Origin of the sequence: Natronorubrum daqingense (assembly GCF_001971705.1) — an archaeon.
GTDB lineage: Archaea > Halobacteriota > Halobacteria > Halobacteriales > Natrialbaceae > Natronorubrum > Natronorubrum daqingense.
This window is the reverse complement of sequence record NZ_CP019327.1, coordinates 541,480-567,768: the sequence shown is the minus strand read 5'-3', so window position 1 is coordinate 567,768 and position 26,289 is coordinate 541,480. Positions and strand designations below refer to the sequence as shown.

The 26,289-nt window shown below is 62.5% G+C and carries 30 protein-coding genes; 16 read left to right on the top strand and 14 right to left on the bottom strand.

Going from position 1 to position 26,289, the window contains the following annotated elements; translation table 11 throughout:
• Window positions 1–7: 7 nt before the first annotated feature.
• The 3 genes from BB347_RS02775 to BB347_RS02765 form a co-directional block, all read right to left on the bottom strand.
• Entirely contained in the window at window positions 8–631 is a 624-nt protein-coding gene (locus tag BB347_RS02775) for a thioredoxin domain-containing protein (protein ID WP_076578619.1), read from the bottom strand.
• Between the two features lie 58 nt (window positions 632–689).
• Window positions 690–2,129 carry a heme o synthase gene (locus BB347_RS02770; RefSeq protein ID WP_076578621.1) on the bottom strand — a complete coding sequence of 480 codons (1,440 nt, stop codon included), beginning with the start codon at window positions 2,127–2,129 and terminating at the stop codon, window positions 690–692.
• Between the two features lie 117 nt (window positions 2,130–2,246).
• Entirely contained in the window at window positions 2,247–2,552 is a 306-nt protein-coding gene (locus tag BB347_RS02765; RefSeq protein WP_076578623.1) for a DUF7111 family protein, read from the bottom strand.
• A 109-nt stretch (window positions 2,553–2,661) separates the two neighbouring features.
• Between BB347_RS02765 and BB347_RS02760 the strand changes: the two genes are divergently transcribed.
• From BB347_RS02760 to BB347_RS02750, 3 genes are all read left to right on the top strand, one after another.
• The gene (locus BB347_RS02760; RefSeq protein WP_076580145.1) at window positions 2,662–3,576 is read left to right on the top strand and encodes a DUF3267 domain-containing protein; all 915 of its coding nucleotides are present in this window, start codon (window positions 2,662–2,664) and stop codon (window positions 3,574–3,576) included.
• Window positions 3,577–3,633: 57 nt separating this feature from the next.
• The gene (locus BB347_RS02755) at window positions 3,634–3,933 is read left to right on the top strand and encodes a PadR family transcriptional regulator (protein WP_076578625.1); all 300 of its coding nucleotides are present in this window, start codon (window positions 3,634–3,636) and stop codon (window positions 3,931–3,933) included.
• Between the two features lie 79 nt (window positions 3,934–4,012).
• Window positions 4,013–4,237: a hypothetical protein gene (locus BB347_RS02750; protein WP_076578627.1), complete on the top strand. Its 225-nt coding sequence runs from the start codon at window positions 4,013–4,015 to the stop codon at window positions 4,235–4,237.
• Between the two features lie 30 nt (window positions 4,238–4,267).
• On the opposite strand, the gene BB347_RS02745 is transcribed toward BB347_RS02750, so the two are convergent.
• Window positions 4,268–5,416 carry an acyl-CoA dehydrogenase gene (locus BB347_RS02745; RefSeq protein WP_076578629.1) on the bottom strand — a complete coding sequence of 383 codons (1,149 nt, stop codon included), beginning with the start codon at window positions 5,414–5,416 and terminating at the stop codon, window positions 4,268–4,270.
• Between the two features lie 135 nt (window positions 5,417–5,551).
• The gene (locus BB347_RS02740) at window positions 5,552–6,190 is read right to left on the bottom strand and encodes an SDR family oxidoreductase (RefSeq protein ID WP_076578631.1); all 639 of its coding nucleotides are present in this window, start codon (window positions 6,188–6,190) and stop codon (window positions 5,552–5,554) included.
• Window positions 6,191–6,399: 209 nt separating this feature from the next.
• Between BB347_RS02740 and BB347_RS02735 the strand changes: the two genes are divergently transcribed.
• The gene (locus tag BB347_RS02735) at window positions 6,400–7,446 is read left to right on the top strand and encodes a phytoene/squalene synthase family protein (RefSeq protein ID WP_076578633.1); all 1,047 of its coding nucleotides are present in this window, start codon (window positions 6,400–6,402) and stop codon (window positions 7,444–7,446) included.
• 18 nt (window positions 7,447–7,464) lie between these two features.
• Here the strand turns inward: BB347_RS02735 and BB347_RS02730 are convergent, their stop codons facing one another.
• Window positions 7,465–7,914, bottom strand: a complete 450-nt coding sequence (locus tag BB347_RS02730) for a hypothetical protein (protein WP_076578635.1) — start codon at window positions 7,912–7,914, stop codon at window positions 7,465–7,467.
• A gap of 74 nt (window positions 7,915–7,988) precedes the next feature.
• Complete coding sequence (locus BB347_RS02725; protein WP_076578637.1) at window positions 7,989–8,843, bottom strand: 3-hydroxyacyl-CoA dehydrogenase family protein; 855 nt, start codon at window positions 8,841–8,843, stop codon at window positions 7,989–7,991.
• 148 nt (window positions 8,844–8,991) lie between these two features.
• Between BB347_RS02725 and BB347_RS02720 the strand changes: the two genes are divergently transcribed.
• The 3 genes from BB347_RS02720 to BB347_RS02710 all read left to right on the top strand — a co-directional run bounded on the left by BB347_RS02720 (window position 8,992) and on the right by BB347_RS02710 (window position 11,688).
• Complete coding sequence (locus tag BB347_RS02720) at window positions 8,992–9,837, top strand: hypothetical protein (protein ID WP_139326954.1); 846 nt, start codon at window positions 8,992–8,994, stop codon at window positions 9,835–9,837.
• 185 nt (window positions 9,838–10,022) lie between these two features.
• A complete protein-coding gene (locus BB347_RS02715) occupies window positions 10,023–10,817 on the top strand; it encodes a class I fructose-bisphosphate aldolase (RefSeq protein ID WP_076578639.1) in 795 nt (264 codons plus the stop codon).
• Window position 10,818: 1 nt separating this feature from the next.
• A complete protein-coding gene (locus tag BB347_RS02710; RefSeq protein WP_076578641.1) occupies window positions 10,819–11,688 on the top strand; it encodes a class 1 fructose-bisphosphatase in 870 nt (289 codons plus the stop codon).
• Window positions 11,689–11,761: 73 nt separating this feature from the next.
• Here the strand turns inward: BB347_RS02710 and BB347_RS02705 are convergent, their stop codons facing one another.
• Both BB347_RS02705 and BB347_RS02700 read right to left on the bottom strand, forming a co-directional pair.
• A complete protein-coding gene (locus tag BB347_RS02705; protein ID WP_076578643.1) occupies window positions 11,762–12,001 on the bottom strand; it encodes a hypothetical protein in 240 nt (79 codons plus the stop codon).
• Entirely contained in the window at window positions 12,001–13,173 is a 1,173-nt protein-coding gene (locus tag BB347_RS02700; protein WP_076578645.1) for a hypothetical protein, read from the bottom strand. Before BB347_RS02700 ends, BB347_RS02705 begins: the two co-directional genes overlap by 1 nt.
• 592 nt (window positions 13,174–13,765) lie before the next feature.
• Here BB347_RS02700 and BB347_RS02695 point away from each other — a divergent pair.
• Entirely contained in the window at window positions 13,766–15,580 is a 1,815-nt protein-coding gene (locus BB347_RS02695) for an acyl-CoA carboxylase subunit beta (RefSeq protein ID WP_076578647.1), read from the top strand.
• A 306-nt stretch (window positions 15,581–15,886) separates the two neighbouring features.
• Window positions 15,887–16,237 carry a DUF5658 family protein gene (locus BB347_RS02685; protein WP_170871995.1) on the top strand — a complete coding sequence of 117 codons (351 nt, stop codon included), beginning with the start codon at window positions 15,887–15,889 and terminating at the stop codon, window positions 16,235–16,237.
• A gap of 32 nt (window positions 16,238–16,269) precedes the next feature.
• On the opposite strand, the gene BB347_RS02680 is transcribed toward BB347_RS02685, so the two are convergent.
• The gene (locus tag BB347_RS02680; protein ID WP_338141496.1) at window positions 16,270–16,773 is read right to left on the bottom strand and encodes a MaoC family dehydratase; all 504 of its coding nucleotides are present in this window, start codon (window positions 16,771–16,773) and stop codon (window positions 16,270–16,272) included.
• A 95-nt stretch (window positions 16,774–16,868) separates the two neighbouring features.
• Here BB347_RS02680 and BB347_RS02675 point away from each other — a divergent pair, with 95 nt between their 5' ends.
• The 6 genes from BB347_RS02675 (at window position 16,869) to BB347_RS02650 (ending at window position 22,159) form a co-directional block, all read left to right on the top strand.
• Window positions 16,869–17,453, top strand: coding sequence for a TlpA family protein disulfide reductase (locus BB347_RS02675; protein ID WP_076578655.1), 585 nt, complete (start codon window positions 16,869–16,871; stop codon window positions 17,451–17,453).
• 177 nt (window positions 17,454–17,630) lie between these two features.
• A complete protein-coding gene (locus BB347_RS02670) occupies window positions 17,631–18,365 on the top strand; it encodes a cytochrome c biogenesis protein CcdA (protein ID WP_076578657.1) in 735 nt (244 codons plus the stop codon).
• An 89-nt stretch (window positions 18,366–18,454) separates the two neighbouring features.
• On the top strand, window positions 18,455–19,342 hold the full coding sequence (locus BB347_RS02665; protein WP_076578660.1) for an HpcH/HpaI aldolase/citrate lyase family protein: 888 nt from the start codon (window positions 18,455–18,457) through the stop codon (window positions 19,340–19,342).
• A gap of 108 nt (window positions 19,343–19,450) precedes the next feature.
• Window positions 19,451–20,710 carry a Glu/Leu/Phe/Val family dehydrogenase gene (locus BB347_RS02660; RefSeq protein ID WP_076580149.1) on the top strand — a complete coding sequence of 420 codons (1,260 nt, stop codon included), beginning with the start codon at window positions 19,451–19,453 and terminating at the stop codon, window positions 20,708–20,710.
• Between the two features lie 131 nt (window positions 20,711–20,841).
• Window positions 20,842–21,342: a DUF2062 domain-containing protein gene (locus BB347_RS02655; protein ID WP_076580151.1), complete on the top strand. Its 501-nt coding sequence runs from the start codon at window positions 20,842–20,844 to the stop codon at window positions 21,340–21,342.
• Window positions 21,343–21,451: 109 nt separating this feature from the next.
• Window positions 21,452–22,159: a DUF6517 family protein gene (locus BB347_RS02650; RefSeq protein ID WP_076578663.1), complete on the top strand. Its 708-nt coding sequence runs from the start codon at window positions 21,452–21,454 to the stop codon at window positions 22,157–22,159.
• A gap of 66 nt (window positions 22,160–22,225) precedes the next feature.
• Here BB347_RS02650 and BB347_RS02645 read toward each other — a convergent pair whose 3' ends face one another.
• The 4 genes from BB347_RS02645 to BB347_RS02630 form a co-directional block, all read right to left on the bottom strand.
• Entirely contained in the window at window positions 22,226–22,495 is a 270-nt protein-coding gene (locus BB347_RS02645; RefSeq protein WP_076578665.1) for a hypothetical protein, read from the bottom strand.
• A 63-nt stretch (window positions 22,496–22,558) separates the two neighbouring features.
• Window positions 22,559–22,783 carry a hypothetical protein gene (locus BB347_RS02640; RefSeq protein ID WP_076578667.1) on the bottom strand — a complete coding sequence of 75 codons (225 nt, stop codon included), beginning with the start codon at window positions 22,781–22,783 and terminating at the stop codon, window positions 22,559–22,561.
• Window positions 22,784–22,793: 10 nt separating this feature from the next.
• Entirely contained in the window at window positions 22,794–23,936 is a 1,143-nt protein-coding gene (locus BB347_RS02635; RefSeq protein ID WP_076578669.1) for an acyl-CoA dehydrogenase family protein, read from the bottom strand.
• Between the two features lie 72 nt (window positions 23,937–24,008).
• On the bottom strand, window positions 24,009–25,274 hold the full coding sequence (locus BB347_RS02630) for a DUF7544 domain-containing protein (protein ID WP_076578671.1): 1,266 nt from the start codon (window positions 25,272–25,274) through the stop codon (window positions 24,009–24,011).
• 190 nt (window positions 25,275–25,464) lie between these two features.
• On the opposite strand from BB347_RS02630, the gene BB347_RS02625 reads away from it, so the two are divergent.
• On the top strand, window positions 25,465–26,274 hold the full coding sequence (locus BB347_RS02625) for an RIO1 family regulatory kinase/ATPase domain-containing protein (protein ID WP_076578673.1): 810 nt from the start codon (window positions 25,465–25,467) through the stop codon (window positions 26,272–26,274).
• Window positions 26,275–26,289 lie beyond the last annotated feature (15 nt).

Genomic DNA, 26,289 nt, shown 5'->3' with positions numbered 1-26,289 from the left:
CGTCGATTCAGGAGGCGTCTTCGACCGCTGCAATAATGGTCTCGGCGTCGGGTTCGTCGAGGAGTTGGCCGTCGACGATCACTGCTGGCGTCCCTTCGACACCTGCGTCCTCGCCTTGTTCCTTGTCCGCCGCGAGCGTCTGGAGGTAGGTTTCGTCCTCGAGGGCGTCCGCGACGACGTCGGGGTCGACGCCGACGTCCTCCGCGGTCGACTCGAGGTTGTCGTTGCCCCAGTCGTCGGTCGCGAACAGTTCCTCCTTGTAGGCGAAGAACTCGCCAGCCGGGTCGTCGTCGGATTTGGTTTCCGCTTGGATGGCACGAGCGGCGTTCGCCATCGGCACGGCTTCGTCCTCGACTGGAATTGGGAAATCAGCGTGCTGGTAGGTGATCTCGTCCGTTTCGATCAGTTCTTCTTCGATGGTGGGGAACACGCCCGACTGGAATCTGTGACAGGCCGGGCACGTAAAGTCGGCGTACACCTCCACGGTGACCTCGCCGTTGCCGAGGGCCGGCGCCGAGAGCTGACGGTCGGGGTCGACGCCGTCGATATCAGTCGTCTGGGAGCTACAACCAGCGAGCCCGATGGCCAGCGTGGTTCCGGCGGCCGTCGCAAGAAACGTTCGACGATTCATTTGACTATCATTATGGATGGGCGTCTGTTAGGAATATCGGTCTGCGTCGGGTCGCCGGTCAGATGACGAGCGCGTCGACGAGGACGGCCACGAGCACGGCACCGAGGAAGGCGTTCGAGGCGTGGAACGAACGGAACGCGGCGGCTTCCGTCTGCTCGAAGTGGAGTCGGATAGCCGCCCAGAGGAAGATACCGCCGAAGACGGCGACCGTCGCGGCGTAGATGACGCCGAGGTCGGTGATCCACGCGAGTGCAATCGTGCTGACGAGCGTCGCACCGATGTAGTAGACGATGTGCTTTCGAGTCTCGGTCTCGCCGCGGACGACGGGCATCATCGGGAACCCGCCGCGAGCGTAGTCGTCCTTGTACGCTAACGCGAGGTTGTAGAAGTGAGCGGGCGTCCAGAGGAAGATCACGCCGGCGAGTGCGAGCGCCGGCCAGCCGATCTCGTTGGTCACCGCCGCCCAGCCGATGAGCGCCGGCAGCGCACCCGCAGCGCCGCCGATGACCGTGTTCTGGACGGTGTTTGGCTTGAGCACGAGCGTGTAGACGACGCTGTAGAAGATAATCGCGGCGAGGCCGAGTGCGGCCGCGAGCGGGTTGATCGTCAGGAAGACGCCGAGCGAGGCGGCCGTCAGGAGCAGGCCGAAGGCCATCGCGTTTCGGACGGGGATCAGTTCGGTCGCCAGCGGTCGGTCGGCCGTCCGGGACATCCGCTGGTCGACGTCGCGCTCGAGGACGTGGTTGAACGTCCCACTCGCACCGATCGCGAGGACGCCGCCACCGAGCGTCGCGACGATGAGCGAAATGGTCAGATTCGGTCCAGCGGCCAGTGCCATTCCGGCCGCGGCGACGAGACAGAGCAGCCACATCAACCGCGGCTTCATCATTTTGAAGTACGCGAAGGCGGTGAGCCGAGCGCGAGCGAGGCGACCGTCGGGAAGCGGGCGAACGTCGGGTGCGGACGCCTCGCCCGAGGCGACGGCTTGCTCGAGTGGCTCGGGTGTCTCGATCGTGTCGTCTGCTTCGCCCGTTGCGAGCTCGAGGTCCCAGGCGAGCGCGAGGACGATTGCGGTAAAGATCACGAGACCGAGCGTGAGATGCAGTCCGGGGACGATCGCTGCGGGGCCGACCGTCGCCGTGAGCGCGCCGACGCCCACTTGCACGATGTAGAGGGCCGCAGCGACGACGAGGGTCCAGCGGACGCGCCTCGAGACGTCGCCGAAGACGGCGGCGACGGCCGTCGCGGCGACGAGCGCGCCGACGACGACGGCGGCGAGTCGGTGGCCCCACGCGATGGCGAGTTCCGTCTGATTCAGCGGATCCGCGGGTGCGTGACAGGTCGGCCAGGTCGAACACGCCGACGCGGCGTTCGTCAGTGAGGTCGTCGCGCCGATGATCAACAGGAGGTAGACACCGAGCGCCGTCGCTGCGAGCAGTGCAGAAAACCGTTGTCGTGTGTCGATCGGACGGGGAAACGACGAAGATTCAGTTGCCACGGCTATCCTTGTCTGTTACCTTCGACTCGGCATATTTAGGAGTCCCGTTTTATCCCCATTTAGCGGGAATGACGGGTGACAGAACGACGTGGGTGCGCGAACGCCCGTGGCGAACGCTCACATTCCCATGTCGTCGCCGGCTTCAGGAATCGGAAGATCGTGCGGTGACACGCCAAGTAGTTCCCCAGCGTGATCGAGCGCCATATCGAACCCGTAGTAGCGCTCGAGTTCGTCACCGTCGGCCGTCGGCCGAACCTTCAGCATGGCGTAGCCCTCGACGTTTTGGGCGATCACCGCGCTCGCTCCGGGGGTGGTCTCGGAGCCGTCGGTGCTAACCGCGCGAAACTCGAGGAGACGTTCCGTCTCCGTTTCGTCGTAGGTCGCTTCGATACCGTTTGCGGTAGCCGTCCGATCGTCGGTCATACTCGACACTCGCGGATCAACCACCGGGAAGGTATCGGTTTCCGCGAGTGCAGCGAGCGTGCGACGAGGAACCGATACAGATTTTTTCGTCTGTTGAGAGGATGTGCTCGTGAGCCGAGGGGACCCCTCCACGTTCGAGGCAGTCGCGACGTTCCGCCAGACGCGGGCACTCGCGATACAGTGGGTCGTCGTCGCCGTCGTCGGCTTCTTCGCGTTCGCCTACGGGTTCGCTCACGTTCGGGCGACCATTCGGGGAGCGACGCTCGAGCCGATCGTTTTTCACGCGTTCACGCCACCTGATGCGCTCGTCTGGCTCGCCATTACTCTCGTGCTGGTGGCCCTCGTCGTCGTTCCCCACGAGTTGCTCCACGGCGTATTTATGGCCCGCTACGGCGCGTCGCCGTCCTACGGCGTCGGCGTCTCCCACTTCGTGTTACCATATGCTTACGCGGAAACGGTCGGCGAGAGCTTTACGCGAAACCAGTTGCTCATCACCCTTTTCGCACCGTTCGTGGGGATTACGACGATCGGTGTAATGGCGATGCTCGTCCACCCCTCGCCGCTACTGATCGTACCGCTGGCCGCGAACGCCGCCGGCTCGATCGGCGATCTCTGGATGGCCGGTGTGCTCCTCCAGTACCCCGCTTCCGTCCGAGTCGCCCCACCTCCCGGTGGCGCGCAGGGATTCGGCATCTACGCCTCGAGCGACGACGGCGACGTTCGTCGCCGGTCTCGACATCGATTCGCCGTGCGAGCCGTCACTGGTGCAATCGGTACGCTCGTCGTGGTGGCGACAGCACTCGCCGGAACGGTGTTCCTCTCGCTCGCCGTCGGCACAGGTACCGTCGTAATCGGCGACCCGGGCAGTCGCTGGCTCCTCTTCCGACACGAGTTCGATCCCGAGTCGGGGACGGTGCTCCTCGAGATCGGTGCCACAGTCGTGCTCACCCTCGCGAGTATCGGTGGCGTCCTCTGGGCGACCCTCGTCGAGAGCGTGCTTGCACTCCGTACGGTCCCGAGTTGACCGTCGCTCTCGGGAAAAACCGAAACGTTCGTGCGCGCGAGGGACGGACGAGCGCCTATGAGCAAGTGGCTCCAGAGTGGCCGCCGGCGCGACATCTGTGTACTCCTCGCCGGCGCTTCGGACGGCGAACTGCGCGGCCAGCAGTTGAAATCACGCCTCGAGTCCCGTTACGACGACCACCTCGAGCCGAAGTCGTTCTACGGGTCCCTGTCGGCGCTCGTGGACGCGGGATTCGTCGAAGAGCGAACCGAGGGGATTCACGACGTGTACGCGCTCACCGACGGCGGGGACAAACGACTCCGCGAGCACGCCGAGTGGATTCAGACGTGTCTCGAGAACGGAGAAGAGAACTCCTGAGAGTCGAGGTAACTGTCAGAATTGTCACTCGTCTCGAGGGAGCTATCCCGCTCGAGCCCGTATTCGCGACTGAGTGGCGATGACCGACTCCCAACTCGATCCGGATTCGGCGTTCGACGAGCCGACAGTCGAGCGCAAGTGGTTCTTATTCGGCGTCGTTATCGGCGTCGCTCATCTGGGATTCCTCGCGCTTATTCTCGTCCTCGTACAGATCGACCTCATGCTCGGGCTGGTCGTCGCGGTGACGCTGAGCGTGCTCAGCGGGATCGGGATTACGGTGTTCGCCCTGTGGTGGCGCGAGTGACCGTCGAAAATCGAGTCGAAAGAGCGGGTTTCAGGCGTCCTCGAGCAACTGATCGCCGATCGTGTTCCGGAGCACTTCGCTGGTGCCCTCGTAGATCTCGTTGAGTTTGGCGTCGCGGTAGAATCGCTGGGCGGCGAAGTCCTTCGTGTAGCCGTAACCGCCGTGGATCTGGATACCCTCGTTCGCGACCTCGCGGCTCACCTCGGAGGCGTAGAGTTTGGCCTGCGAGGCGTCTTTGATGTAGTCCTCGCCGCGGATCTTCTTGTCCGCGGCCTTGTGCATGAGCAGCTTTGCAGCCTGAATCTTGGTGTCCATGTCCGCCAGCTTGTGTTTGATCGACTGGAACTCGCCGATCGGCTGGCCGAACTGCTCGCGTTCTCCCGCGTAGTCTCGAGCCGCCTCGAAGGCGGCGCGGGCGATACCGACCCCGCGGGCCGCGATGGTGATCCGCCCGCCGTTGAGCGTCTTAAGCGCGTGGACGAAGCCGTCGCCCTCCTCGCCGAGCAGGCGCGATTCCGGAATTCGGAGGTCGTCGAAGCGAAGTTCGGCCGTCGGACAGCCCTTGTCGCCGAGTTTGTCCTCCGTCCCTTCGACGATGAAGCCGTCGTCCTCTTCGGGACGAACGACGAACGACGAGATTCCCTTGTTGCCCGCGTCCGGATCAGTCTTCGCGAACAGCGTGACGGTGTCGGCGACCGAGCCGTTGGAAATCCAGAGCTTTCCGCCGTTGATCACGTATTCGTCTCCATCTTTCTCGGCAGTGGTCTCCATCGCCGGCACGTCGCTGCCCGCACCGGCTTCCGAGAGCGCGAACGCCCCGACGTCCTCGCCCGCCGCGACGGGCGTCAGAAACTCCTCTTTTTGGGACTCGTCGCCGAACTCGTAGAGCATGTTGCCCGCAAGCGAGGTATGGGCTGCGACGACCGTCCCGAGTCCGCCCGACCCTCGAGAAATTTCCTCGAGGCCGATCGCGTAGGAGTGATAGTCTAACCCGGCGCCGCCGTACTCCTCGGGGAAGGGCATGCCCATGAGCCCGAGGTCGGCCATCTCGCCGACGAGGTCGGCCGGGAACTCGTCCTCGTGATCGATCTCGTCCGCGACGGGAACGACCTCTTCGTCCACGAACTCGGAGACCATCTCCCGAATCTGGCGTTGCTCGGCCGAGAGTGCGAAGTCCATGCTCGAGCAATCGCGGCGTCCATTGTTAGTAGTATCGCTGTCGGTCGGTTTGATATCGCCGCTGTCGGTCGGTTTGATATCGCCACTCTCCGTCGGTTTGATTTTACCCGCGTCGTCGATTTCGTATCGGTTCCCTCATCGACTCAGCGACTCGAGGGCCTCGTCGATCGACTGCTCGCCGCCCAACAGTTCGAACGTCTCGCCGACGAGTCCGTCTCGCTCGAGGACGGCGATCAGCGTCTGGGCGACGTCTTCGCGCGGGATATCGCCGTCCCCGAGGTCGAAGTTGCCGACGCGAATCCGTCCGTCTCCGTCCTCGTTCGTCAACTCGCCGGGCCGGACGATCGTCCACTCGAGGGCGCTCTCGCGGAGGGACTCGTCGGCTTCCGCTTTGGCGATCAGGTAGTCCTGGAGGGCCTCGGGTGCGTCCTCGGGCTCGTCGACGCCCATCGAACTGAGCATGACGAATCGATCGGCTCCCGCGTTTTCGGCGGCGTCGATTAGCGCGATTGCGCCGTCGCGGTCGACGCCGTAGACGTCGTTCCCGCCGGAACCCGCCGCGAAGATGATCGAATCACAGCCCTCGACGGCGTGTGCGACCGACTCTGTGAGATCGGCGACGACCGTCTCGTCCGCACCGATCGCGTCCATCTCCTCGGTCTGGTCTTCGTCTCGGACCATCGCTCTGGCCTCGTGATCGCTCGCTCCGAGGCGTTCGGTAACGTGTTGTCCGACCTGTCCGTGTGCGCCAGCGACGAGTACAGTCTGTGCCATGTTTCCCCTCTTCTTTCCGCAGGAATAGATCCAGTGTTGGAATACGCTGGGGAACCAATGGCAATTTCCGGGGTGGTTGCCCGGTCGGTCGAAATCGATACCACGTCCGCCGTTCGACTCGAGTGAGACGGGTGCTCCTCGTATCGAACGGAACAGTCCGCCGAGACCGCGGTGTTTTTCCGGGGTCAGCACAAAGAAACAGAGAGTAGATGACCACGGGCCAGCACGAACCGCCGACTGACGCCGATCTGGAGTGGTGTTACGACGCCGTCCACGACGTTTCGCGGACCTTTTCGATCACGATCGATCGGCTCGAGGAGCCGATGGCGAAACACATCTGTCTCGGCTACCTCCTCTGTCGCGTCGCGGACACGATCGAGGACGCGGGTCACATTCCGCCGGAAGCGCAGACCGAACTGCTGACGACGTACGATCAGTTACTCGATCCGACGGCCGACCAGACGGTCGCCGATTTCATGTCGGACGTCGAGCCGTGGATTCCGGACGAGCGAACCGACGACTGGGACGTCGTCGCCGAGACGCCGCGCATTCTTCGAACGTTCGAATCGCTCGAGGAAGAGCCACGCGAGATCATGCGCGAACCCGTTCGAGAACTCGTCGACGGGATGGCGATGTTCACGAGTCGCTACGCCGAGGAAGGCGGGCTTCGCCTACAGACGCTCGAGGAACTCGAGGAGTACTGCTGGTACGCCGCCGGAACCGTCGGCACGCTCATCACGGGGTTGGTCGCCCGTGGCGCGTCACAGGAGCGAGCCGCTGAGATGCGAGCGAACGCGCGGTCGTTCGCGTTACTCTTACAGCTGGTCAACATCGCGAAGGACGTCGAGTCTGATTATCACGAGGAAAACAACGTCTATCTCCCCGCAGAGTGGCTCGAGGAAGAGGATATCGACATCGAGCAGGTCACCGACGACTCGAATCAACGCGGCGTCACGAACGTCATCAAACGCGTCACCGGCCGCGCGGAGACGTACCTCGACGACGCCCATCGCTACCTCGAGGTCGTCCCCGAAACCCACGGCAATCGCCTCTCGGCGTGGGCGATTCCGTACCTCCTCGCCGTCGGCACGATGCGAGAGCTTCGCGAACGTCCGGAGGACGTCATCCGCGACGGTGACGTGAAAGTCTCTCGAGCGGAAGTGTACGCGCTCTTGCAGACGTTCGAGGGTGAAATTTCCCGTGCGGCACTGGCCGACCTTCGCAAGGAGATGGCAGAAAAGCCCTTGCACCAGTAAGGCCGCGCCGTTTTCGGCTTAGCAGCTATCTGATTGCTCGATTTGGCTCTCGAGCGTCCGCTCTACCGTGAGGACGATCGTGATGTGTGCACAGTCGACGCCCCATCCGGCGTCATCGAGTCGATCGGTGATCGTCTCTGCAGTGAGTTCGAGGGACTCACTCTCGGTCGACGCCTCGAGTCGCCACTCGCCGGCGTACTTCATCCACGGTCCGCTGAGACGGGTCTCGGTGTCTCCCTCGCTCGGCTCTAGTCTGACCGTCTCCGTCTCCTCGCGGTGGCCGGTTTCGTCCGTCAGCGTCACCTCGAGCGTGACCGACTCGTCGGCGTCCGAACGGATCTCGAGCGGTCTGAGTCGCAGGTGGGTCCGCCGTTCGTACTGGGACCAGCCGTAGTAGCCGGTAGCGAGGACACCGACTCCGCCCGCTCCAGCACCGAGGATCGTCCGACGACCGTATCGAGAGCACATGCCCGTTACTGATCATCAGTTGATATAAACGCTCTCCCGAACAGGGGGGATCTCGCACACCTCGTGTACACTCGTCAGTCGTACTCGTAGAATCCGGATCCCGTCTTCTTGCCGAGCGTTCCGGCCTCGACTTTCCGCTTCAAGAGGTAGGCCGGTTTGTACCGATCGCCGAGTTCCTCGTGAAGCGTCTCGGTGGCGTGGAGACAGATATCGAGTCCGATGTGGTCCGCGAGGGTGAGCGGCCCCATCGGAACGTTGGTCCCGAGTTCCATTCCGGCGTCGATGTCCTCCTTCGAGGCGACGCCCTCGTCGTACGCCCGAATCCCCTCGTTGATCCACGGCATCAGGATTCGATTCGCCACGAAGCCGGGTTTGTCGTCCGCCTCCCACGTCGTCTTCCCGAGATCCATGGCCAGTTCGTGGGCGAGGTCGACCACCGCTTCGGCCGTCAACTCACCGACGACGACCTCGACGCCCTCCATGATCGGGACCGGATTCATGAAGTGCAAGCCGACGACGCGTTCTGGGTGCTCGAGGTTCGACGCAATCGAGGTGATCGAGAGCGTGCTCGTGTTCGTCGCGAGCACTACGTCGTCCGCACAGACTCGTTCGAGGTCGGCGAAAATCTCCCGTTTGACCGCCAGCTCCTCGAGGGCCGCCTCGACGACGAGGTCGCACTCCGCGAGGTCCTCGAGCGTCGTCGTTCCCTCGATTCGACCGCGGACCGTCTCCGGCTCCGCTTCGAGCGCGTCGCGATTCTCGAGTCGCTCGAGGCTGTGGTCGATGGTTTCGAACCCGTTTTCGAGAAATTCCGGCTCGACGTCGCGGAGGACGACGTCGTAGCCGTTGGTTGCCGCGACTTGCGCGATGCCACTGCCCATCGTCCCCGCGCCGACGACGCCGATACGATCGATCTGGTCACGAACCATACCCGCTGCTACCGGAGACTCGATCGTAAGGGTACTGGTCACATCCGTCACGTCCGACGGATCGATCGGACGTGATAGTTCTCAGTCACCTCTCGAGGGGAAGTTTGAAGACTGGACAGTGAGAGATACCGGCTATCCGGTGGAACGCGTGAGCAAGAAACACGTTGCAGGCAATACGGGGACGGGAACCGAAAGCGACGACGCTGGTGGGGAGAGCGCCGTCGATCTGGGAATCGGCATCACGGTGGATCTCGGCGTCGAGCGTCTCGAGGACCTCGAGATGGAGTCGACGGAGACCGTCGAACTCACGTTCGACGAAGCGAGTGACATCGAAGAACCAGAGGGCGGCGATAACGACGGTGGACGAGCGCGGGAGAACAGACGATCCGTGGGAGCGACGGCGACCGACGGCGCACGCGACGAGCGAACGCACGGGAACCCCACACGTCCGACGACCGACGCTCGCCCGATCGAATCGCGCACAATCACGCCGACGGAGCGCGAGTCGCTCGAGGCGGCCGACATCGACCCGGCCGAAATTAGAGAGAAAGCGTGCTCCTATCGCATGCTACTGGACGCCGAGGTCGAGGAGTCGACCGCAGCGACGCTCCGGCGGCGATTCTCGCTCCCCTGGTCGTTCGAGAGCGACGGCGACCTCGAGCGACGCTCGAGCGAGGTTCGAGGGTTAGGTGCGGCCGAACGCGAGTGGATCGCTCTCAGCGATGACGAGGAGTGGCAATCGTTCGAGTACGAACACGCCGTCGAGTCCGCTGTCGGTCGCGAGCAGCCGTCTGAACGACCGTGGCCCGAACCGACGCCGGTGACGGCGGTCGCGGGGGTCGGTCCCGACGACGCGGACGCGTTGGCCACGGCGGGGATCCACTCGGCGAGTCAGTTAGCACGCGCCAGCGCCTTCGAGGTCGCGCGGGTGCTCGATTTACAGGTGTTGCACGTTCGGACGTGGCGACACAACGCTCGAGAACTGCTCGAATAGCACACGTCGTGGACTCGAATATCGGCGAGTAACATCTCCTCGAATATCGACAACTTTTCTCGCAAACTGTGGGGGATGTTCACTCCCAAATCGGCCGCCTCACCGCAACAACAACTACAATAGTACGTAATTTCGATGGTCCGGACCATCAGAGATTTATAGCGGCCTGTTGGACCTGCTAACAGATGATTCCGATCGACGACTCTCCGATCGTACGCGATGGCAAGTCACTGATTCTGGCGATGGACCACGGGTTAGAACACGGTCCCGTCGACTTCGAGGACGTTCCGGAGAAACTCGATCCGTCGACGGTGTTCGAGACGGCGACCCACGACGCCGTCACCGCGATGGCCGTCCAGAAGGGTATCGCAGAAGGCTACTACCCCAGCTACGATGACGACGTGAATCTCCTGTTGAAGGTCAACGGGACCTCGAATCTCTGGATGGGCGAGTACGACTCCGCCGTAAACTGCTCGGTCGACTACGCGGCCGAACTCGGTGCCGACGCCGTCGGCTTCACCCTCTATGGTGGTTCGAACCACGAGGTCGAGATGGCAGAAGAGTTTCGCGACGTCCAGGAGGACGCCCGCGAACACGACCTCCCCGTCGTCATGTGGTCGTACCCGCGCGGACAGGGACTCAAAAACGACACCAAACCAAGTACGATTTCCTACGCGACCCGTCTGGGCCTCGAGCTCGGTGCGGACATCGCGAAGGTCAAATACCCCGGCAGCCCCGAAGCGATGGAACACGCTTGCAGAGCCGCGGGAGACATGAGCGTCGTCATGAGCGGCGGCTCGAAGACCTCCGACTACGAGTTCCTCTCGACCGTCGAAGACGCCGTCGCCGCGGGCTGTAAGGGCCTCGCCGTCGGTCGTAACGTCTGGCAGCGCGAGGACCCAACCCAACTGCTCGACGCCCTCGAGAAGGTCATCTACGAGGAGGAGACGGCGGACGCCGCGCTCGAGGCGACCCAGTAGGATGACGGTGTCCGATCCAGTCGTCGAGTCGATCGTCGCGACGATTTCGCGCTCGGCGACCGAGATCAGACAGGGGCTCATCGGCCGTCGTAGCACCGTCGACGAGGAGAATCCGAGCGGCGAGACGCAGGTCGAAGCCGACATCTGGGCGGATGAGTTACTCGGCGACCGTCTCAGAGCGATCGACGGCGTCGGGCAGTACGCGAGCGAAGAGCGAGCCGAGGTCGACGACTGCGGCGACGACCCGGCGACGTCAGGAAGCTTCGCCGTCGCGGTCGATCCGCTTGATGGCTCCTCGAACCTCAAATCGAACAACGCGATGGGGACCGTTTTCGGCGTCTACGACGACGCCCTTCCCGCTCGAGGGGACGCCCTCGTCACCGCGGGGTACATCCTCTACGGACCAATCACGACGATGGTGCTCGCGACCGAGGAGACGGTCTCGGAGTACGAGTTGACCGGCGGCGAACGGACCGTCGTCGAGACGGACCTTACGCTCCCCGACGACCCCGTCGTCTACGGCTTCGGCGGTCGCGTTCCCGACTGGCCCGAGGACTTCCAGGCCTACGCCCGCGAGATCGAATCCGAACTCAAACTCCGCTACGGCGGGGCCATGATCGGCGACGTCAATCAGGTGCTCACCTACGGCGGCATCTTCGGCTACCCCGGCCTCGAGTCCCGCCCCGAAGGCAAGTTGCGTCTTCAGTTCGAGGGGAACCCGATCGGCTACATCGTCGAACGCGCCGGCGGGCGCTCCTCTGACGGCTCACAGTCGCTGTTGAGCGTCGAACCGACGGAACTCCACGATCGAACGCCGGTTCACGTCGGCAACGCCGACCTGATCGAGCGACTCGAGGATCGACTCGCGTAGACTCGGGTGGCTGCTTCGACGGCGATTTTCTGCGAACGGTTTTTGCGACAGTTTCCCGCCGACTCCTCCCGTGCTATTGGTCACTACCAGAATTTGTCCACGTGGCAGTGACGGAGACGTAGAGTCCGATTCCGAGAACGAGGAGGAGATAAAACGTCCACCCCGGCCACGCGGTCTCGAGAAAGACGAGCGTCAGGAAGACGACCCAGCAGGTGACGATGAGAAGGTCACCGACGAACCGAGCGATCGTTCGGACAGTCCGTCGGATGGTATCGCCGAGGCGGTTCGTCGTGGATGTGTCGTCTGTCGCCATTAGAAGTGATAGCCGTACGTTTCGTTCAGCGTGTACGCGCCGATTCCCCAGACGTAACTCTGACCCGGCCACCACGTCCGTGCGTTGTTGAACCCCGCGACGAGTACGTCTTCGTCCTCCCCGTCCGGGTCGTGATAGTAGCTCACGGAGCCGCTGTCACCGTCGGTGAGATCCATTTCGCCACCCCAGCGTATCTGGCCGTATCGACAGAAGTTGTCGGTAAAGCAGGTGACTGCGTCGAAGCCCTGAATTGCGCCGCTCGTGTGTCCGGTGACCGCGCCGACTTTCTCGAGGTCTTCGTCTCGAGCGATGAGGTCTGCGAGCCCCATTCGGGTGAGTTGCCCGCGAACGCGAACCGGCGAGTCGGCGTCGATGACGTTCGACGGCCGAACGCGATCATCGGGGACGACCGCAACGATATCTTCGGTCGGGTGTGCGTACTCGACGGTCCCCAACTCGACCGAGTCGTCGTTTTCGGTCGGGAGCGACAGACGATCGCTGTCCGGTTCGGCCCCGTCGTTGAAGGCGTGTTCGGCCGTCACGAAAAACTCCTGTTCAGTCTCGGGGTCGTACATGACGGGAGCCAACGTCGCGATACTCTCTGCCGTCTCGCAGGCGATCCCGCTGGGAATATCGGGGTTCGAGATCGAATCGATGACTCGCGGTTCGATATCGTCCGGCTTGTCCCGGCTGTCCTCGATATCGATGATCGACTCGAGGTCGAGTGAAACACCGTTGAACAGTCCATCGATAGCCTCGCGGATCGACTCGAGATCACTCGAGAGGCCGACGGAGACGGCTGCCGTCCCGCGCTCGTAAGAGTTTGGGACGACGGCACTGCCCAAGTAGCCGGTAAAGGCCGTTCTGGCCAGCAACTCGTTCAGTTCGATCGCCTTCTCGACGGAGGCGTACCACTCCGCCGGGACGTACTGCGTTCGCTCCTCGAGCGACCACGGATCGTCGGGATCCTCTCGGACGAGTGCCGTGACGATCGGAACCTCGTCGTCGCCGGCCGCCAGAAAGTCGTCGACACCGAGGAACCCGGCGAGTCCAATCGCATACCCGCCAGTAACGAGGGTTCGGACGAACTCGCGACGATCCATGCCGGCCTCGAGGTGGTCGCGGATCGTCGTTAGTCGATGGACGAGGTTCTCAGTGTGTGGGTGGTCCATGCCGCGAATCGAAGGTCGTAACGGGCGTTCACCCCAGGCGGCTAAAGCTAATACTCACGTACACGGGACAGTTGTCAGCACCCGAACTGACGAGAATATTGCCGATACTCGTTATGCCTGCACCTGCTACGTCCGTTCTACCGCGTAATTTCCCGCTATTCGGACAGGTCCGACAGCCGTCTACTCAGGCCAAATGTGAACGTTCGCTGGGAAAGCGAAACCGACTGCTACCCGTCGCTCATATAGCGGAAATCCGGCGACTATGACCCACAGCGGTCGCACCAATCCCACGGGTACGAACGCACCATTCGAAAGAGCGGCCCCGTCTTAACGACTGGACGACTAAACGCAAGCGTTCGTGATGGACGCCACTCCACTCAACGCTGTCTTCGTGTTGGTGACCACGGAGACAACTGACTGTTGGGTACGCGTGCTCGACAGCCGACTCACTCCCGACCGATCCGCGTCCACACAAGGCGATCCTCAACACACTCGTGGCGAGTTCTCCGGTCAGTCGCGGTCGGTGGACGCGGGCCGGTTTTTACGCGTCGCGGGCGAAAATGGTTTTTGACCCCCCGACACAGCATGTGTCATGCAGGTTCATATCACGTCAGCGCCATCCGACGACGAAGCGGCAGCGATCGCCGCTGCGCTCGCCGAACACGTCGGCGAGACGGTCGAAGTGTACGCTGACGGGAACGATGACCCCGTCGCCGTCCACGAGTTCGAGTCGACCTCGAGTCACGAGGCCCACGGCGCATCCTCCGGTACCGACGCCGATTCTGGGGCCTCGACGCGCGAGCAACCGCCCAACTCGAGCGAAGATCTCGGACCGACCGAACGCGAGGCGCGTCTCAAGTCAGAGATCGACGACATTCTCGAGGGCGGTCCCGAGAAGTATCGTGAGCAATTAGCGGAGTCGGAGAAACTGTTCGTCCGGGACCGACTCGCGCTGTGGTTCGACGCCGAGAATTGCGAACTGCAGTTCGAGGACGGTCGGTTCGCGGCGTTCGACGACTGGCATCCCGACGGCGTGGGTGGAGAGACCGACGATCGACTGCCAGCGGACGGCCTCATCACGGGCGGTGCAACCTTCGAGGGACGAAATCTCCACTTCATGGCCAACGACTACACCGTTAAGCGCGGCAGTATGGCCGAAAAAGGCGTCGAGAAGTTCCTTCGGATGCAACAACGGGCGTTGAAAACCGGCCAGCCGGTCTTGTACCTGATGGACTCCTCCGGCGGTCGGATCGACCAGCAGACGGGCTTCTTCGCGAATCGAGAGGGTATCGGGAAGTACTACTACAATCACTCGATGCTCTCGGGACGAGTGCCACAGATCTGCGTCCTCTATGGCCCGTCTATCGCCGGTGCGGCGTACACGCCCGTCTTCGCCGACTTCACGATTATGGTCGAAGGGATGTCCGCGATGGCGATCGCCTCTCCGCGGATGGTACAGATGGTTACGGGCGAAGATATCGACTTGCAGGAACTCGGCGGCCCGGACGTCCACGCTCGAGAGTCGGGTTCGGCGGACCTGATCGCGAACGACGAAGCACACGCCCGCGAACTCGTCTCCCAGTTGCTTACCTACCTGCCGAACAACGCCGACGAGAAGCCGCCCAAACAGGAGTCGAAACCACCAGCCAGGGCTCCGGCGGGGATCGACGCCGTCGTTCCCCAGGAACCGAATCGCGGCTACGACATGACGGACGTGATCGACCGCATCGTCGACGAAGGGTCGTACTTCGAGGTGCGCCCGGAGTACGGCTCGGAGATCATCACGGCCTACGCCAGAATCGACGGGCGGCCGATCGCCATCGTCGCGAACCAACCCGCATCGCGGGCGGGCGCGATTTTCCCGGACGCCGCGGAGAAGGCCGCGGAGTTCGTCTGGAAGTCGGACGCGTTCAACATTCCGTTGCTCTACCTCTGTGACACGCCGGGGTTCATGGCCGGCTCGCAGGTCGAAAAAGACGGCATTCTCGAGCAGGGGAAGAAGCTGATCTACGCGACGTCGTCGGCGACGGTGCCAAAACAGACCGTCGTCGTGCGAAAGGCCTACGGAGCCGGCATCTACGCGATGGGCGGGCCGGCGTACGACCCGGAGAGCGTGCTCGGCCTCCCGTCCGGGGAGATAGCCATCATGGGGCCCGAGGCCGCGATCAACGCCGTGTACGCCCGAAAGCTCTCCGAGGTGGACGACCCCGATGAACGCGAGCGAATGGAACAAGAACTCAGAGCGGAGTACCGCGAAGACATCGACGTCCACCGGATGGCGAGCGAGGTCGTTATCGACGAAATCGTCCCGCCCAGCGAGCTACGCGAGGAACTCGCCGCCCGCTTCGACTTCTACGAAGACGTCGAGAAGTCTCTGCCGGACAAAAAACACGGCACGATTCTGTAATCCGGTTGGCGTCTCCAGTCACGGGCCGTCTGCCAGCTACTCGAGTGTCGTGTCTTTGGGCCACTCGAGCAGAACTCCATTCGCGTCGGTAGCGAGCGCAGGCTCAATTTCGATAGCATTCGGCGTCGGAACAATTCTCTCGAGCACCTGGTAGCAGGCGCATTCCAGCGGGTAGTTCCCGCTTAGTGCCACGTACAGAGACTCTACGCTTGGCATAACAATAGCCCGTTTGCTGAAAGCGTCGGGTGCGAGAGGATACCTCCCGACGGTCACCGCGACAGCCGGTTCGACTCCGGCGGGGAGCGTATGAGTTCCGACGGCGCTCACGCACGCGTTCACTTCCCAGTCGATGTGTCGCCAGTTGCACTCGAGCGATTTTGCTGGATCCTCGTCGGGGTCTCGCTCGTGGGCGATATCGTGACGACCTTCGTCGGCCTCCACATGGGGTTAGCGGAGTCGAATCCGATCGCACGAAGTGCAATCGAGGGGTACGGACTGGTGGGCATGATCGCGTTGAAAGCGTTCGCGGTTGGAATCGGTCTCGTCTGTCGACCGCTGTTACCCGTCGCGTATCGAGCGATCGTTCCCGCCGGGTTGGCGGTCCCGTGGACGGCGGCCGTCTTCATCAATCTCTACATGATATCGACGGTGATCTGAGCCGTCTCAGCCGTCGTATTTCGACCCCGTCGTCACTCCTCGAGTGCGCGTTTGAGCGAGAGAATCGTTCGATCGAACGAACAGACGAGGTCGTCGTCCTGATTGAACACCTCGACGCACATCGTGACGATTCCGCGCTCGCCGTCGCTGGTTTCGCGTTTTTCGGTGACCGTCGATTGGGCACGGATCGTATCGCCGTGAAAGACCGGCTTCGGATGCTCGACGTCGTCGTACGACAGATTCGCGACGATGGTGCCGTCGGTCGTCTCCGGAATCGAAATCCCGGTCGCGAGCGACATCGTGTAGAGCCCGTTGACCAGTCGCCCGCCGAACTCGGTGTCGGCCGCGAACTCCGCGTCGAGGTGCAACGGCTGTTGGTTCATCGTCATATCGCAAAAGCGCTGATTGTCGCTCTCGGAAATCGTGCGCCGACGCTCGTGTTCGATCGTCTCTCCGACGGTGAACTCCTCGTAGTACAGTCCAGCCATACGACAGACGTTGTCCAGCGAGCCTAAAAACGTCGTGCTCGTTCTCACGTCGCTCCTCGAGCACGATTCGGCCTGAGAGTGGGGTCCGGAACCGAATCGAATTTCAGGCCACAGACACTGTATTTACACACTGGAGCCATCCCATGAGCACACCACAACGGAACCCGATCGAGCGACGCGCCGTGCTCGGATCGATCGCTGTGGGGGCTATCGGTGCCATTGCGGGATGTCTCGACGAGAGTGAGGACGGTACGGACGACGACTCGAGCGACGAGCCAGAGCCGGTCTCGAGCGACGAGGACGCGGCGTGGCAAACGACGTCGTTGACGGACGTGCGGACCGACGAGGAGTTTACGCTCGGCGAGTTCGACCACCCGCTTTTCCTTCACACGTTTTCGACTGGCTGTGCGACCTGCCACAGTCAACACTACGAGTTCGAAGAGTTCTACGAACGGGCCGAGGGGGACGTCGAAATCGTCGACGTGACGACGGACGTCGGTGCCAGTCCGGACGACATTCGGGCCTATGCAGAAGACGACGACTACGAGTGGCGATTCGCAATCGCTGAAGAGGAGGTCATCGAGGGGCTCGTGAGCGATGTCGGCCGTGACGTCACCAACAGCGCCAGATCCCCGGTGGTCATGATCTGTCCCGACGGCGAGAGTTACCGCTACGAGAAACGCGTCGACGCCGACGAGTTCGAATCGATGATCGACGATGAGTGTTGAGCGGACGGTTTTGGTCACCTCGAGCAACGCGGCCGGCGCTCGAGTCGCGGCCGTCCCTCGGTCCATAACCGACTCAGTCGCGGCCGTCTCTCGGTCCACAACCGACTCAGTCGCGGCCGTCTCTCGGTCCATAACCGACTCAGTCGCGATAGCCGCTACCCTGGGGCGAGCGCGAGTATGACGTCGACGACCGGCGCACTCCTCGAGTTTTTCCTCATCGGCCTCGCGACGCCGTTAACCGCGGCGTGCGTCCTCCCGCTGTACCCGAGTTTCATCGCCTATCTCGCGTCGACGGGGAAGCACGGTCGGAGTCCCTCGACGGGCGTCCTCGGCAGTCTCGTCGTCGCCGGTGTCCTCTCGTTCATGGCGGTCGTCGGCTCGCTCTGGACGGTCGCGTTCAGCGGCGGCGTCACGAGGGCCGTGACACAGCTCTCGCCGGTCGCGTTCGCCGTATTGGCCGTCGTCGGCCTCGTACTCGTCGTTGCGCCCGCCGGCTTCTCGAGGCTTCCGACGGTCGAACCGCCACACTCGCGGTACCCGACGCTGTCTGCATTCGGGTACGGATTCGGTTTCGGTGCGATCGTGATTCCCTGCAACCCCGGTCTCATCGCGCTGTTCTTCAGTCGCTCGACGGTCGCGTTCCCCGAGTTCGATACCCAACTCGAGGTGATGCTCGGATTTTTGGCGTTCGGACTCGGTATCGGTGCCCCGCTTCTCGCCTTCGCACTCGTCTCACAGCCCTACAGTCGCCAGGTGACCCAGACCCTCGCGCGCTACAGTGATCCGATCAACCGGGTCGTCGGCGTCGTCTTGCTCGTCGTCTCCGCGTACTACCTGCTCTTCGTCTTTCAGGTGATTCCCGGTACTGGTGCGCTCGAGAACCCGATCGAGAGTTCGCTACGCCGATGGTGAAGTGACGCGACACACCATCCTCACCGCCGTTTCCGGTACGCGTGAGGGGGCACACATAGCCATTTACTCGTGGACGAGAGAGGGGGCGTATGGCTCGCAGAAGTCTGTTGTTCACGCCGGGCGATCGACCGGAAATGCTCAGAAAGGCACCTGACGCCGGGGCCGACGTGATCATCTTCGACCTCGAGGATGCCGTCGCCCCCGCGCGAAAAGACGAGGCTCGAGACGCCGTCCGCGACGTCCTCGCCGATCCCGAGTTCGACCCGGACTGTGAGGTCTGTGTTCGGGTCAACGCCTCCCAGTCGGCGTACTCGGACGATCTCGAGGCGATCTTCGATGAATCGGGAGGGGCTGACCGCGACGGCGCTGCTGACGGCCTACGACTCGATAGCCTCGTGCTCCCGAAAGTCGAGTCGGCGGCCGACGTTCGCTCGCTCGAGGACGAACTCGGACGAATCGGCGACACTGTGCCGGTGTTCGCGTTGATCGAGAACGCGTCCGGGGTGCTCGACGCGCCGGAGATCGCCGCCGTACCGGCGACCGACGCGTTGGTGTTCGGCGCCGAAGACCTGTCCGCTGACATCGGTGCCTCGCGAACGTCGGAGGGCACGGAAGTCCTCTACGCACGCGAACGCGTCGTACTCGCAGCAGCGGCCAAGGAGTGTCTCGCGATCGACACCGTCGTCACGGACTTCGGCGACGAGCGGGCACTCCGGGATGATACCGAATTCGCGCTCCAACTTGGGTACGACGGCAAACTGGCGATTCACCCGGCGCAAGTTGACCCGATCAACGAGACGTTCACGCCGAGCGACGAGGAACGCGAGTGGGCCGAGCGAGTGCTGGCGGCCAAACGCGAGGCTGACGCCGAGAACAGAGGCGTCTTCGAGGTCGACGGCGAGATGATCGATGCACCGCTGATCGCACAGGCCCGACGAATCCAGGAGCGAGCCGACGCAGCGACGGGGGAAAAGTGAACGAACGTCCACGATAGGAGGGAATATCAATATCCTCGAATGTAGGGGATCGTTTCCCTATGATAGGTATTCGCTATGCTTATCCCTGCGTCCGAGAAACAGGCAGATATGGCCGAAGGCACGACGAATCCATTCGAAAGCCTGCAGTCACAGATCGACGAGGCAGCCACCCACCTCGAGATCGGCGACGACCTCATCGAGCGACTCAAGCACCCCGAACGGGTGCTCGAGACGAACCTGACGGTCGAACGCGACGACGGCGAACTCGAGCGATTCACGGCGTTTCGATCGCAGTTTAACGCCGATCGCGGCCCCTACAAGGGCGGCATTCGATACCATCCACAGGTCTCACGCGACGAAGTAAAGGCGCTCTCCGGGTGGATGACCTACAAGACCGCGATCGTCGACATCCCACTCGGCGGCGGCAAGGGTGGCATCATCATCGACCCCGACGAGTACTCTGACGACGAACTCGAGCGAGTTACTCGCACGTTCGCGACGGAGCTTCGCCCCCTGATCGGCGAAGACCGTGACATTCCTGCACCCGACGTCAACACGGGTCAACGCGAGATGAACTGGATCAAGGACACGTACGAATCGCTCGAGAACACGACCGAACCCGGCGTCATCACGGGCAAGAACCTCGCGAGTGGCGGAAGCGAAGGCCGCGTCGAAGCGACCGGCCGTTCGACCGTGATCGCCGCCCGCGAGGCGTTCGACTACCTCGACAAGGACCTCGAGGGAGCGACCGTCGCCGTCCAGGGCTACGGAAACGCCGGCTGGATCGCCGCGAAACTCATCGACGAGATGGGCGCGACCGTCGTCGCAGCCAGCGACTCGAGTGGCGGCATCTACAATCCCGACGGCTTCGATCCGGTCGCAGCGAAAGACCACAAGAACGAAACGGGAAGCATCCTCGGCTACGAGGAGAGCGTCGAAGAACTCACGAACGAAGACGTGCTGACGATGGATGTCGATCTCCTGATTCCTGCGGCACTCGAGAACGCTATCGACGCCGACCTCGCCGAAAACGTGAGTGCGGACGTCATCTCCGAAGCCGCGAACGGGCCGCTGACGCCCGCAGCCGACGAGGTTCTCGAGGACGAAGACGTCTTCGTCATCCCCGATATTCTCGCGAACGCGGGTGGCGTGACGGTCAGTTACTTCGAATGGGTCCAGAACCGACAGCGCTTCTACTGGAGCGAATCGAAGGTCAACGACGAACTCGAGGAGATCATCGTCGACGCGTTCGACGCGCTCGTCGATACCCTCGAAGAACACGATCTCGACAATCCCCGGACTGCAGCCTACGTCGTCGCGATTCAACGCGTCGCCGATGCCTTCGAGGAAGCCGGAACGTTCCCCTGAGACGAGTCGACATCACGCCGATCCCATCTTGTCGGGCGATATGGGACGGCCGAAGTGTAGCAATTTCTAACAGTTTCGTCGAGACACTCGGTAGCTTTTTGGCGATTGCTCGTGAGGGCCCGACAGAGCGAATAGTGAGAAAACGCCTGCAGGCGTACAGAGACCGAGTGAGGGCGGGGCTCGTGAAGGCCTTCAGCGAAGAGCGCACGCCTCGAGAAGTGGCTGCGAGTTTTGCGATGGGAGTGTTCGTGACGGCGCTCCCAACCGGCGGTCTCGGTCTCGGATTGTTCTTCGTGTTCGTCTCGATCTGGCCGTGGATCTCCAAACCGGCGCTTTTTGCCTCAGTTGCGGTCTTCAACCCGTTCGTAAAGCCCGCCGTTTACGTCGTGAGCTTTCAGGTGGGTGCGTTCGTCCTCGGATCGGAGTCGGCCGCGTCGTACGAAATGCTCTCGAGTGAGTTCGCCTGGGTCGCACTCCAGCAATTACTCGTTGGAAACGTCATTATCGCAGTCATCCTCTCCGTGATCGGATACGTCGTCGTCCTCCATCTCACTCGAGTCCATCGGCGTCAAAGTGGCGAACACGTCGGGATGTCACTGCTCTCGTTCGTTCTGGGGCCGTTCAAACGGTAGTTCGAACGCGAGGATAGGATCTCTCGCGCCTCGAGAAACATCTTGTCGAACCGACAGACAATCGCCGATTCAACAAACACTTATGAACTGGACTGAAATTGTGTCGGCTATGAACCGAAGAACACTACTCGGCGGTGTCGGCGTCGCGGGACTGACGGCGCTCTCGGGCTGTCTCGGCGTGGTCGGCATGGACGAACACGAAGCGTCGCCGGGGAGTGTCGAGGAAGGCGTCTACGAAGACGCCGGGTACGAACCGTCCGTCGTGACCAATATCGCCGCCGAGGAGGAGGTGAGCATCGGTCCCTATTCGGAGCGCATCTCGGTTACTAACTACGCGACCGAGTACCAGAAGGAAGTCTCTATGGGTCCGCTCGGAAACCAGTCCGGTGCGATCGCGATCGTCCTCACGACGCCCCAGATCGGGGTCGCCGGGCAGAACTTCAATCCGATCGAGGACAAGTCGGCCGAAGAGTTCGTCGAGATGCTCGAGGACGAGTACGACGACATTAGTAACGTTTCCCACGACGAGGACGATGAAATCACGATTCTCGGGACCGAGACGACCCGCTCGAGATTCGTCGCGGACGCGAATTACGACGGCTACGACACGACGATCGATCTTCATGTCAGCGAGGCCGTCCCGACCGACAACGACGACTTGCTCCTGACGATTTGTCTCTATCCACAGGACGCTCGAGACGACGAAGAGGGGGACGCCCTCGAGATGATGGAAGGGGCGAGTAGCGACGAGGAGACGAACGATACGGACGAAGACTCGACGGACGAAGACGACGACGGCGTCAGAGAGTTGCTCTAACAGGAGTTTGGCGCACGGTTTGGGTATTCGACGGCGGTGGCGAACTCGAGTCACTCGAATCGTCGATCATCCCGTTGTTCGTGTTCGGATTGCGACGGCAGCGAGGACGAGCGCGGTAACCGTCGCGAGTCCACTGAGAACTGTAAGCGGCTTGGCGGCGGGGAGGTAGCTATTGGCCATCCCGAGTTCGAGAACCCCCGCACAGCTGAGGGACGCGATTGAAACCGCCCAGTAATCGAGTTCACGGGCAGTCACGCACGTTCGGACGAGATGGGTAGTAGACACGCCGCCGACAATCGCGATAAGTCCAATCCAAACGAGTGCCGAATCGGTCATTGGTCGTACATTTCCTCCGTTCCGTATAGAACTTCCCTCTGGCGGTACTCGATGGCGACGTCGTTATACGATTCCAACGCCGTACGCGACGGCGACGACGCCGAGCGCGACGAACGCGACACCCGTCCACTTCGTCACGCTCACCCTGTCTGTGTCGTCCAGTTCGTCGCGACCGTCCTCGAGTGGGGCCATCCCCTCCTGGTGTTGGGCGGCGACGATGGCGGGTGCGTATCGAACACCCACGAGGCCGAGAGCGATGAAGCCGATACCAACGAGCGTGACGAGCATAGAATCCGGGTTAGAGTCCCAGTTCGCGCCCGATCACGAGGTGTTGAATCTCGCTCGTCCCTTCGCCGATTTCCATCAGTTTCGCGTCCCGGTAGAAGCGCTGGGGGGCGAAATCGGTCGTGTAGCCGTACCCGCCCAACACCTGGACGGCGTCTTCGGCGACCGCTCGAGCGGCCTCGCTAGCGTCGAGTTTCGCGAGTGCAGACTCTCGCGTTACGTCGTGACCGTCGTCGTAGTTCCGCGCAGCGCGGTGGGTGAGCAACCGTGCGCGCTCGGTTTTGCGGTGCATGTCGACGATCTTGTCTCGAATCGCGTCGAACTTCGAAATCGGCTCGCCGAACTGCTCGCGTTCCTGGCTGTAGTCCTTCGCGTGTTCGTACGCACCCTGTGCTAACCCCGTCGAGAGCGCGGCAATCGATATTCGACCGCCGTCTAAGGTCTTCTTCGTCTGGGTCCAGCCCTCGCCCACCTCGCCGAGCAGTCGATCCTCGGGAAGGCGAACGTTCTCGAGGTGGATCTCACAGGTCGGCGAGGCGTTGAGCCCCATCTTGTCCCAGATCGTCGTCACCTCGAAGCCGTCGTCCTCGCGCGGATCGACGATGAACGTCGAGATGCCGTCGTAGCCAGCGTCGGGGTCCGTAACCGCTTTGACGAGGATCGACCCGGCCTCGGAGGCGTTGGTGATGAACTGCTTGGTGCCGTCGAGCACCCACTCATCGCCCTCCTTGCGTGCAGTCGTGTTCATACTCGAGGCGTCGGAGCCGCTTTCGGGTTCCGTCAGCGCCCAGCCGCCGAGATACTCGCCTTCCGCGAGTGGGCGGAGCCAGCGTTCCTTTTGGCGTTCCGTCCCGAAGTGTTCGATCGGTTTGGACGCCAATGACGTGTGGGCGACGTAGGAGAGGCCGATCGATCCTGACACCCGCCCCAGTTCCTCGGCGACCAGCGCGTACATGAGGGTATCGCCGCCGAGTCCCCCGTACTCCTCGGAAATCGGCACGCCCATCATATCGAGCGACGCGAGTTCCTCGAAGATTTCCTCGGGAAACCGGTGCTCGTCTTCGATCTCCTGTGCGATCGGCTCGATTTCACTCTCACAGAAGTCCCTGACGGTCTCGCGTATCATCCGGTGTTCGTCGGGCAACGTCGTGTCCATACACAATAGTTTCCGAGGTGGAGGTTAAACGCACCGCCGAGTTACCCGGCCACGGGACGGTTGGAGGCGACGTTACCAGCCGCGCGTGTCATCGTCACGGTCGGTTGATTCGTCCTCGGTACCAGTGCGATCTCGGTCGTCGTCGCCGCCGGCGTCGTCCCACGACGGCCCATCGTCGGTATCGCCGGTGCCGTCGCCGTCGTCTGGTTCACCCCACGGGTCCGAGTCGTCGGTATCGTCCCAGAGGCTTCCCTCGTCGCTCCCACTCGAGTCGCGTCCCCACGCGCCGTCGCCGCTTTGGGTGTCCCCTCGACTCGCAGTTCCATCGCGGGGCGTCTGTGGGCCGTTACCGGAGCGAACGGCGTTGCGCTGGTCGGGAATGAGGTCGAGTTCGTCGTTCGTGTCACCGAGGACGAGCAGCGCGTAGTACTGGAAGTACGTCGTGATCGGCGTCCAGACGAGCGCGACGAACAGCAGTACCGACACGAACGCGAGGACGCCGAGCGGGAGCATGAGGACGAACCCGATCTCTCCCAAAAACGCCAGCAGTACGAAGCCGATGACGAAGGGGATCATCAGGGCGAGGATACCGAAAGAGATCAGGAACCACACGCCGAGTGAAATCGCGAACGAGAGGATCCAAACGAGGATCAGATAGACCAGGTACTCCGACACGTTCGACGTGACGGTCGGCCACAGTCGCCCCCAGGCGCTGAGGACGCCACGATCCTCGAGGAGCATGATCGGAGCGACGAACTCGCTCGTAAACCGTTGGACGATCGAATAGCCCAGATAGACGGCGATGCCATAAAGCAAGTAGATGCCGAACGTTCCGCCCGAAGCGGCCTCGAGTCCGGTTCCCGTCACCTCGAGGAGGAGCGCTGGCCCCACTGCGAGCACCCCCATCGCGAGCAATACGCCGATTCGAAACAGGAACAATCGCACGCCGTTTCCGAGATTGGCTCCGAAGTAACTCCGCAAATTGAGTTCACTCGAGCGCAACGTCTCGATGAAGACGAACTCCATGATCGCGGCAATGAACGCGTAGACGAGCCAGAGAACTAACCCGATCACGAGCAGTATTGCCAATGCGAGCAAGATCTCATCGACGGGAACGTCCTCTTCGAGCGCCTCGAGTTCTTCGCCTCCCTGCTCGCCGGCGGTTGGCTCTTCGAGGATCGCACCCACGTCGCCACCCGGGAGCATCGGTCCGCCGAGGCCGAGGGAACTGACGAAGAAGACGACGACCGCGAGTTTGAGCCAGAAGCCAAGACTCACCGGGGTCAACACGTTCCGTGTCGTCTCGAGTGCGTCGCTGAGATCGTCGATCGCGTCCATGTTAGCCACGAGTTCAGTAGCCTCGATGATAATAATACTGTTCTCGTCCGCAGACGGACGCAAAACGGCACATTTCGTGCGCCGGTGAGAGGGGTGAACGACGCCGAATCAGCCATCGACTTCGTCCCTGACACGTACCGATTGCGATAGTTCGGGATGCATTTAACGCCCGAGCACCCACACCAGACATATGGATATCCGCCGGCTCGCGCGAGGAAATGTCGAGTGGGACCGCCTCGAGCGCGTGATCCAGACGCTGGCGGATCGGTACGACCGCGAGGAGGTTCGCGTCGAGTTTCTCGAGGCTGACAACTGGCTCTCGACGCCCTGTGTCATCGACGAGGAGTGGTTCGTCAAGATCGTTTCACGGCAAAACGCCCTCGTCCACGCGGTGTTGACGACCGGGCGAAACGTCGGCGCGGTCTCGGCGGGCACCGGCGGCTTCTTCGGCCGATTCGACACGCCCCGAGAGATGGTCGAACACGAGTACGAGGCGACCGAACGGATGCGCGACATCGGGATCAACGCGCCCAGACCGATCGACGCCTTCGAGGTCAACGGCCTCGGCGTGCTCGTCCTCGAGTACCTCCCGGAATTCCGCTCGCTGGACGACGCGCCGGACTGGCTCGTCACCGAACGCGCGCCGGAATTGTTCTCGATGCTGGCGACGTTTCGGGACCACGGCATGGCACACGGCGACCTCCGCGCGGAGAACATCTTGCTCTTCGAGGACGAATTCTACGTCATCGATGCAACGAACGTCCACGACGACCGCGTCGACGAGACCACCGCCTACGACCTCGCCTGCGCGCTCGCCATCCTCGAGCCCCGAATCGGTGCCCGCGACACCGTTCGCGCCGCCGCGATGGTCTACGACCCCGACGAGTTGCTCTCCGCCCGCCGGTTCCTCGATTTCATCCGCATGCGCCCCGACCACGAGTTCGACGCCGCGACGCTCAGAAGCGAACTCGAGCGAGCGGCGGACCTCGGTCGCCGATAACCACTCCTCGTCGTG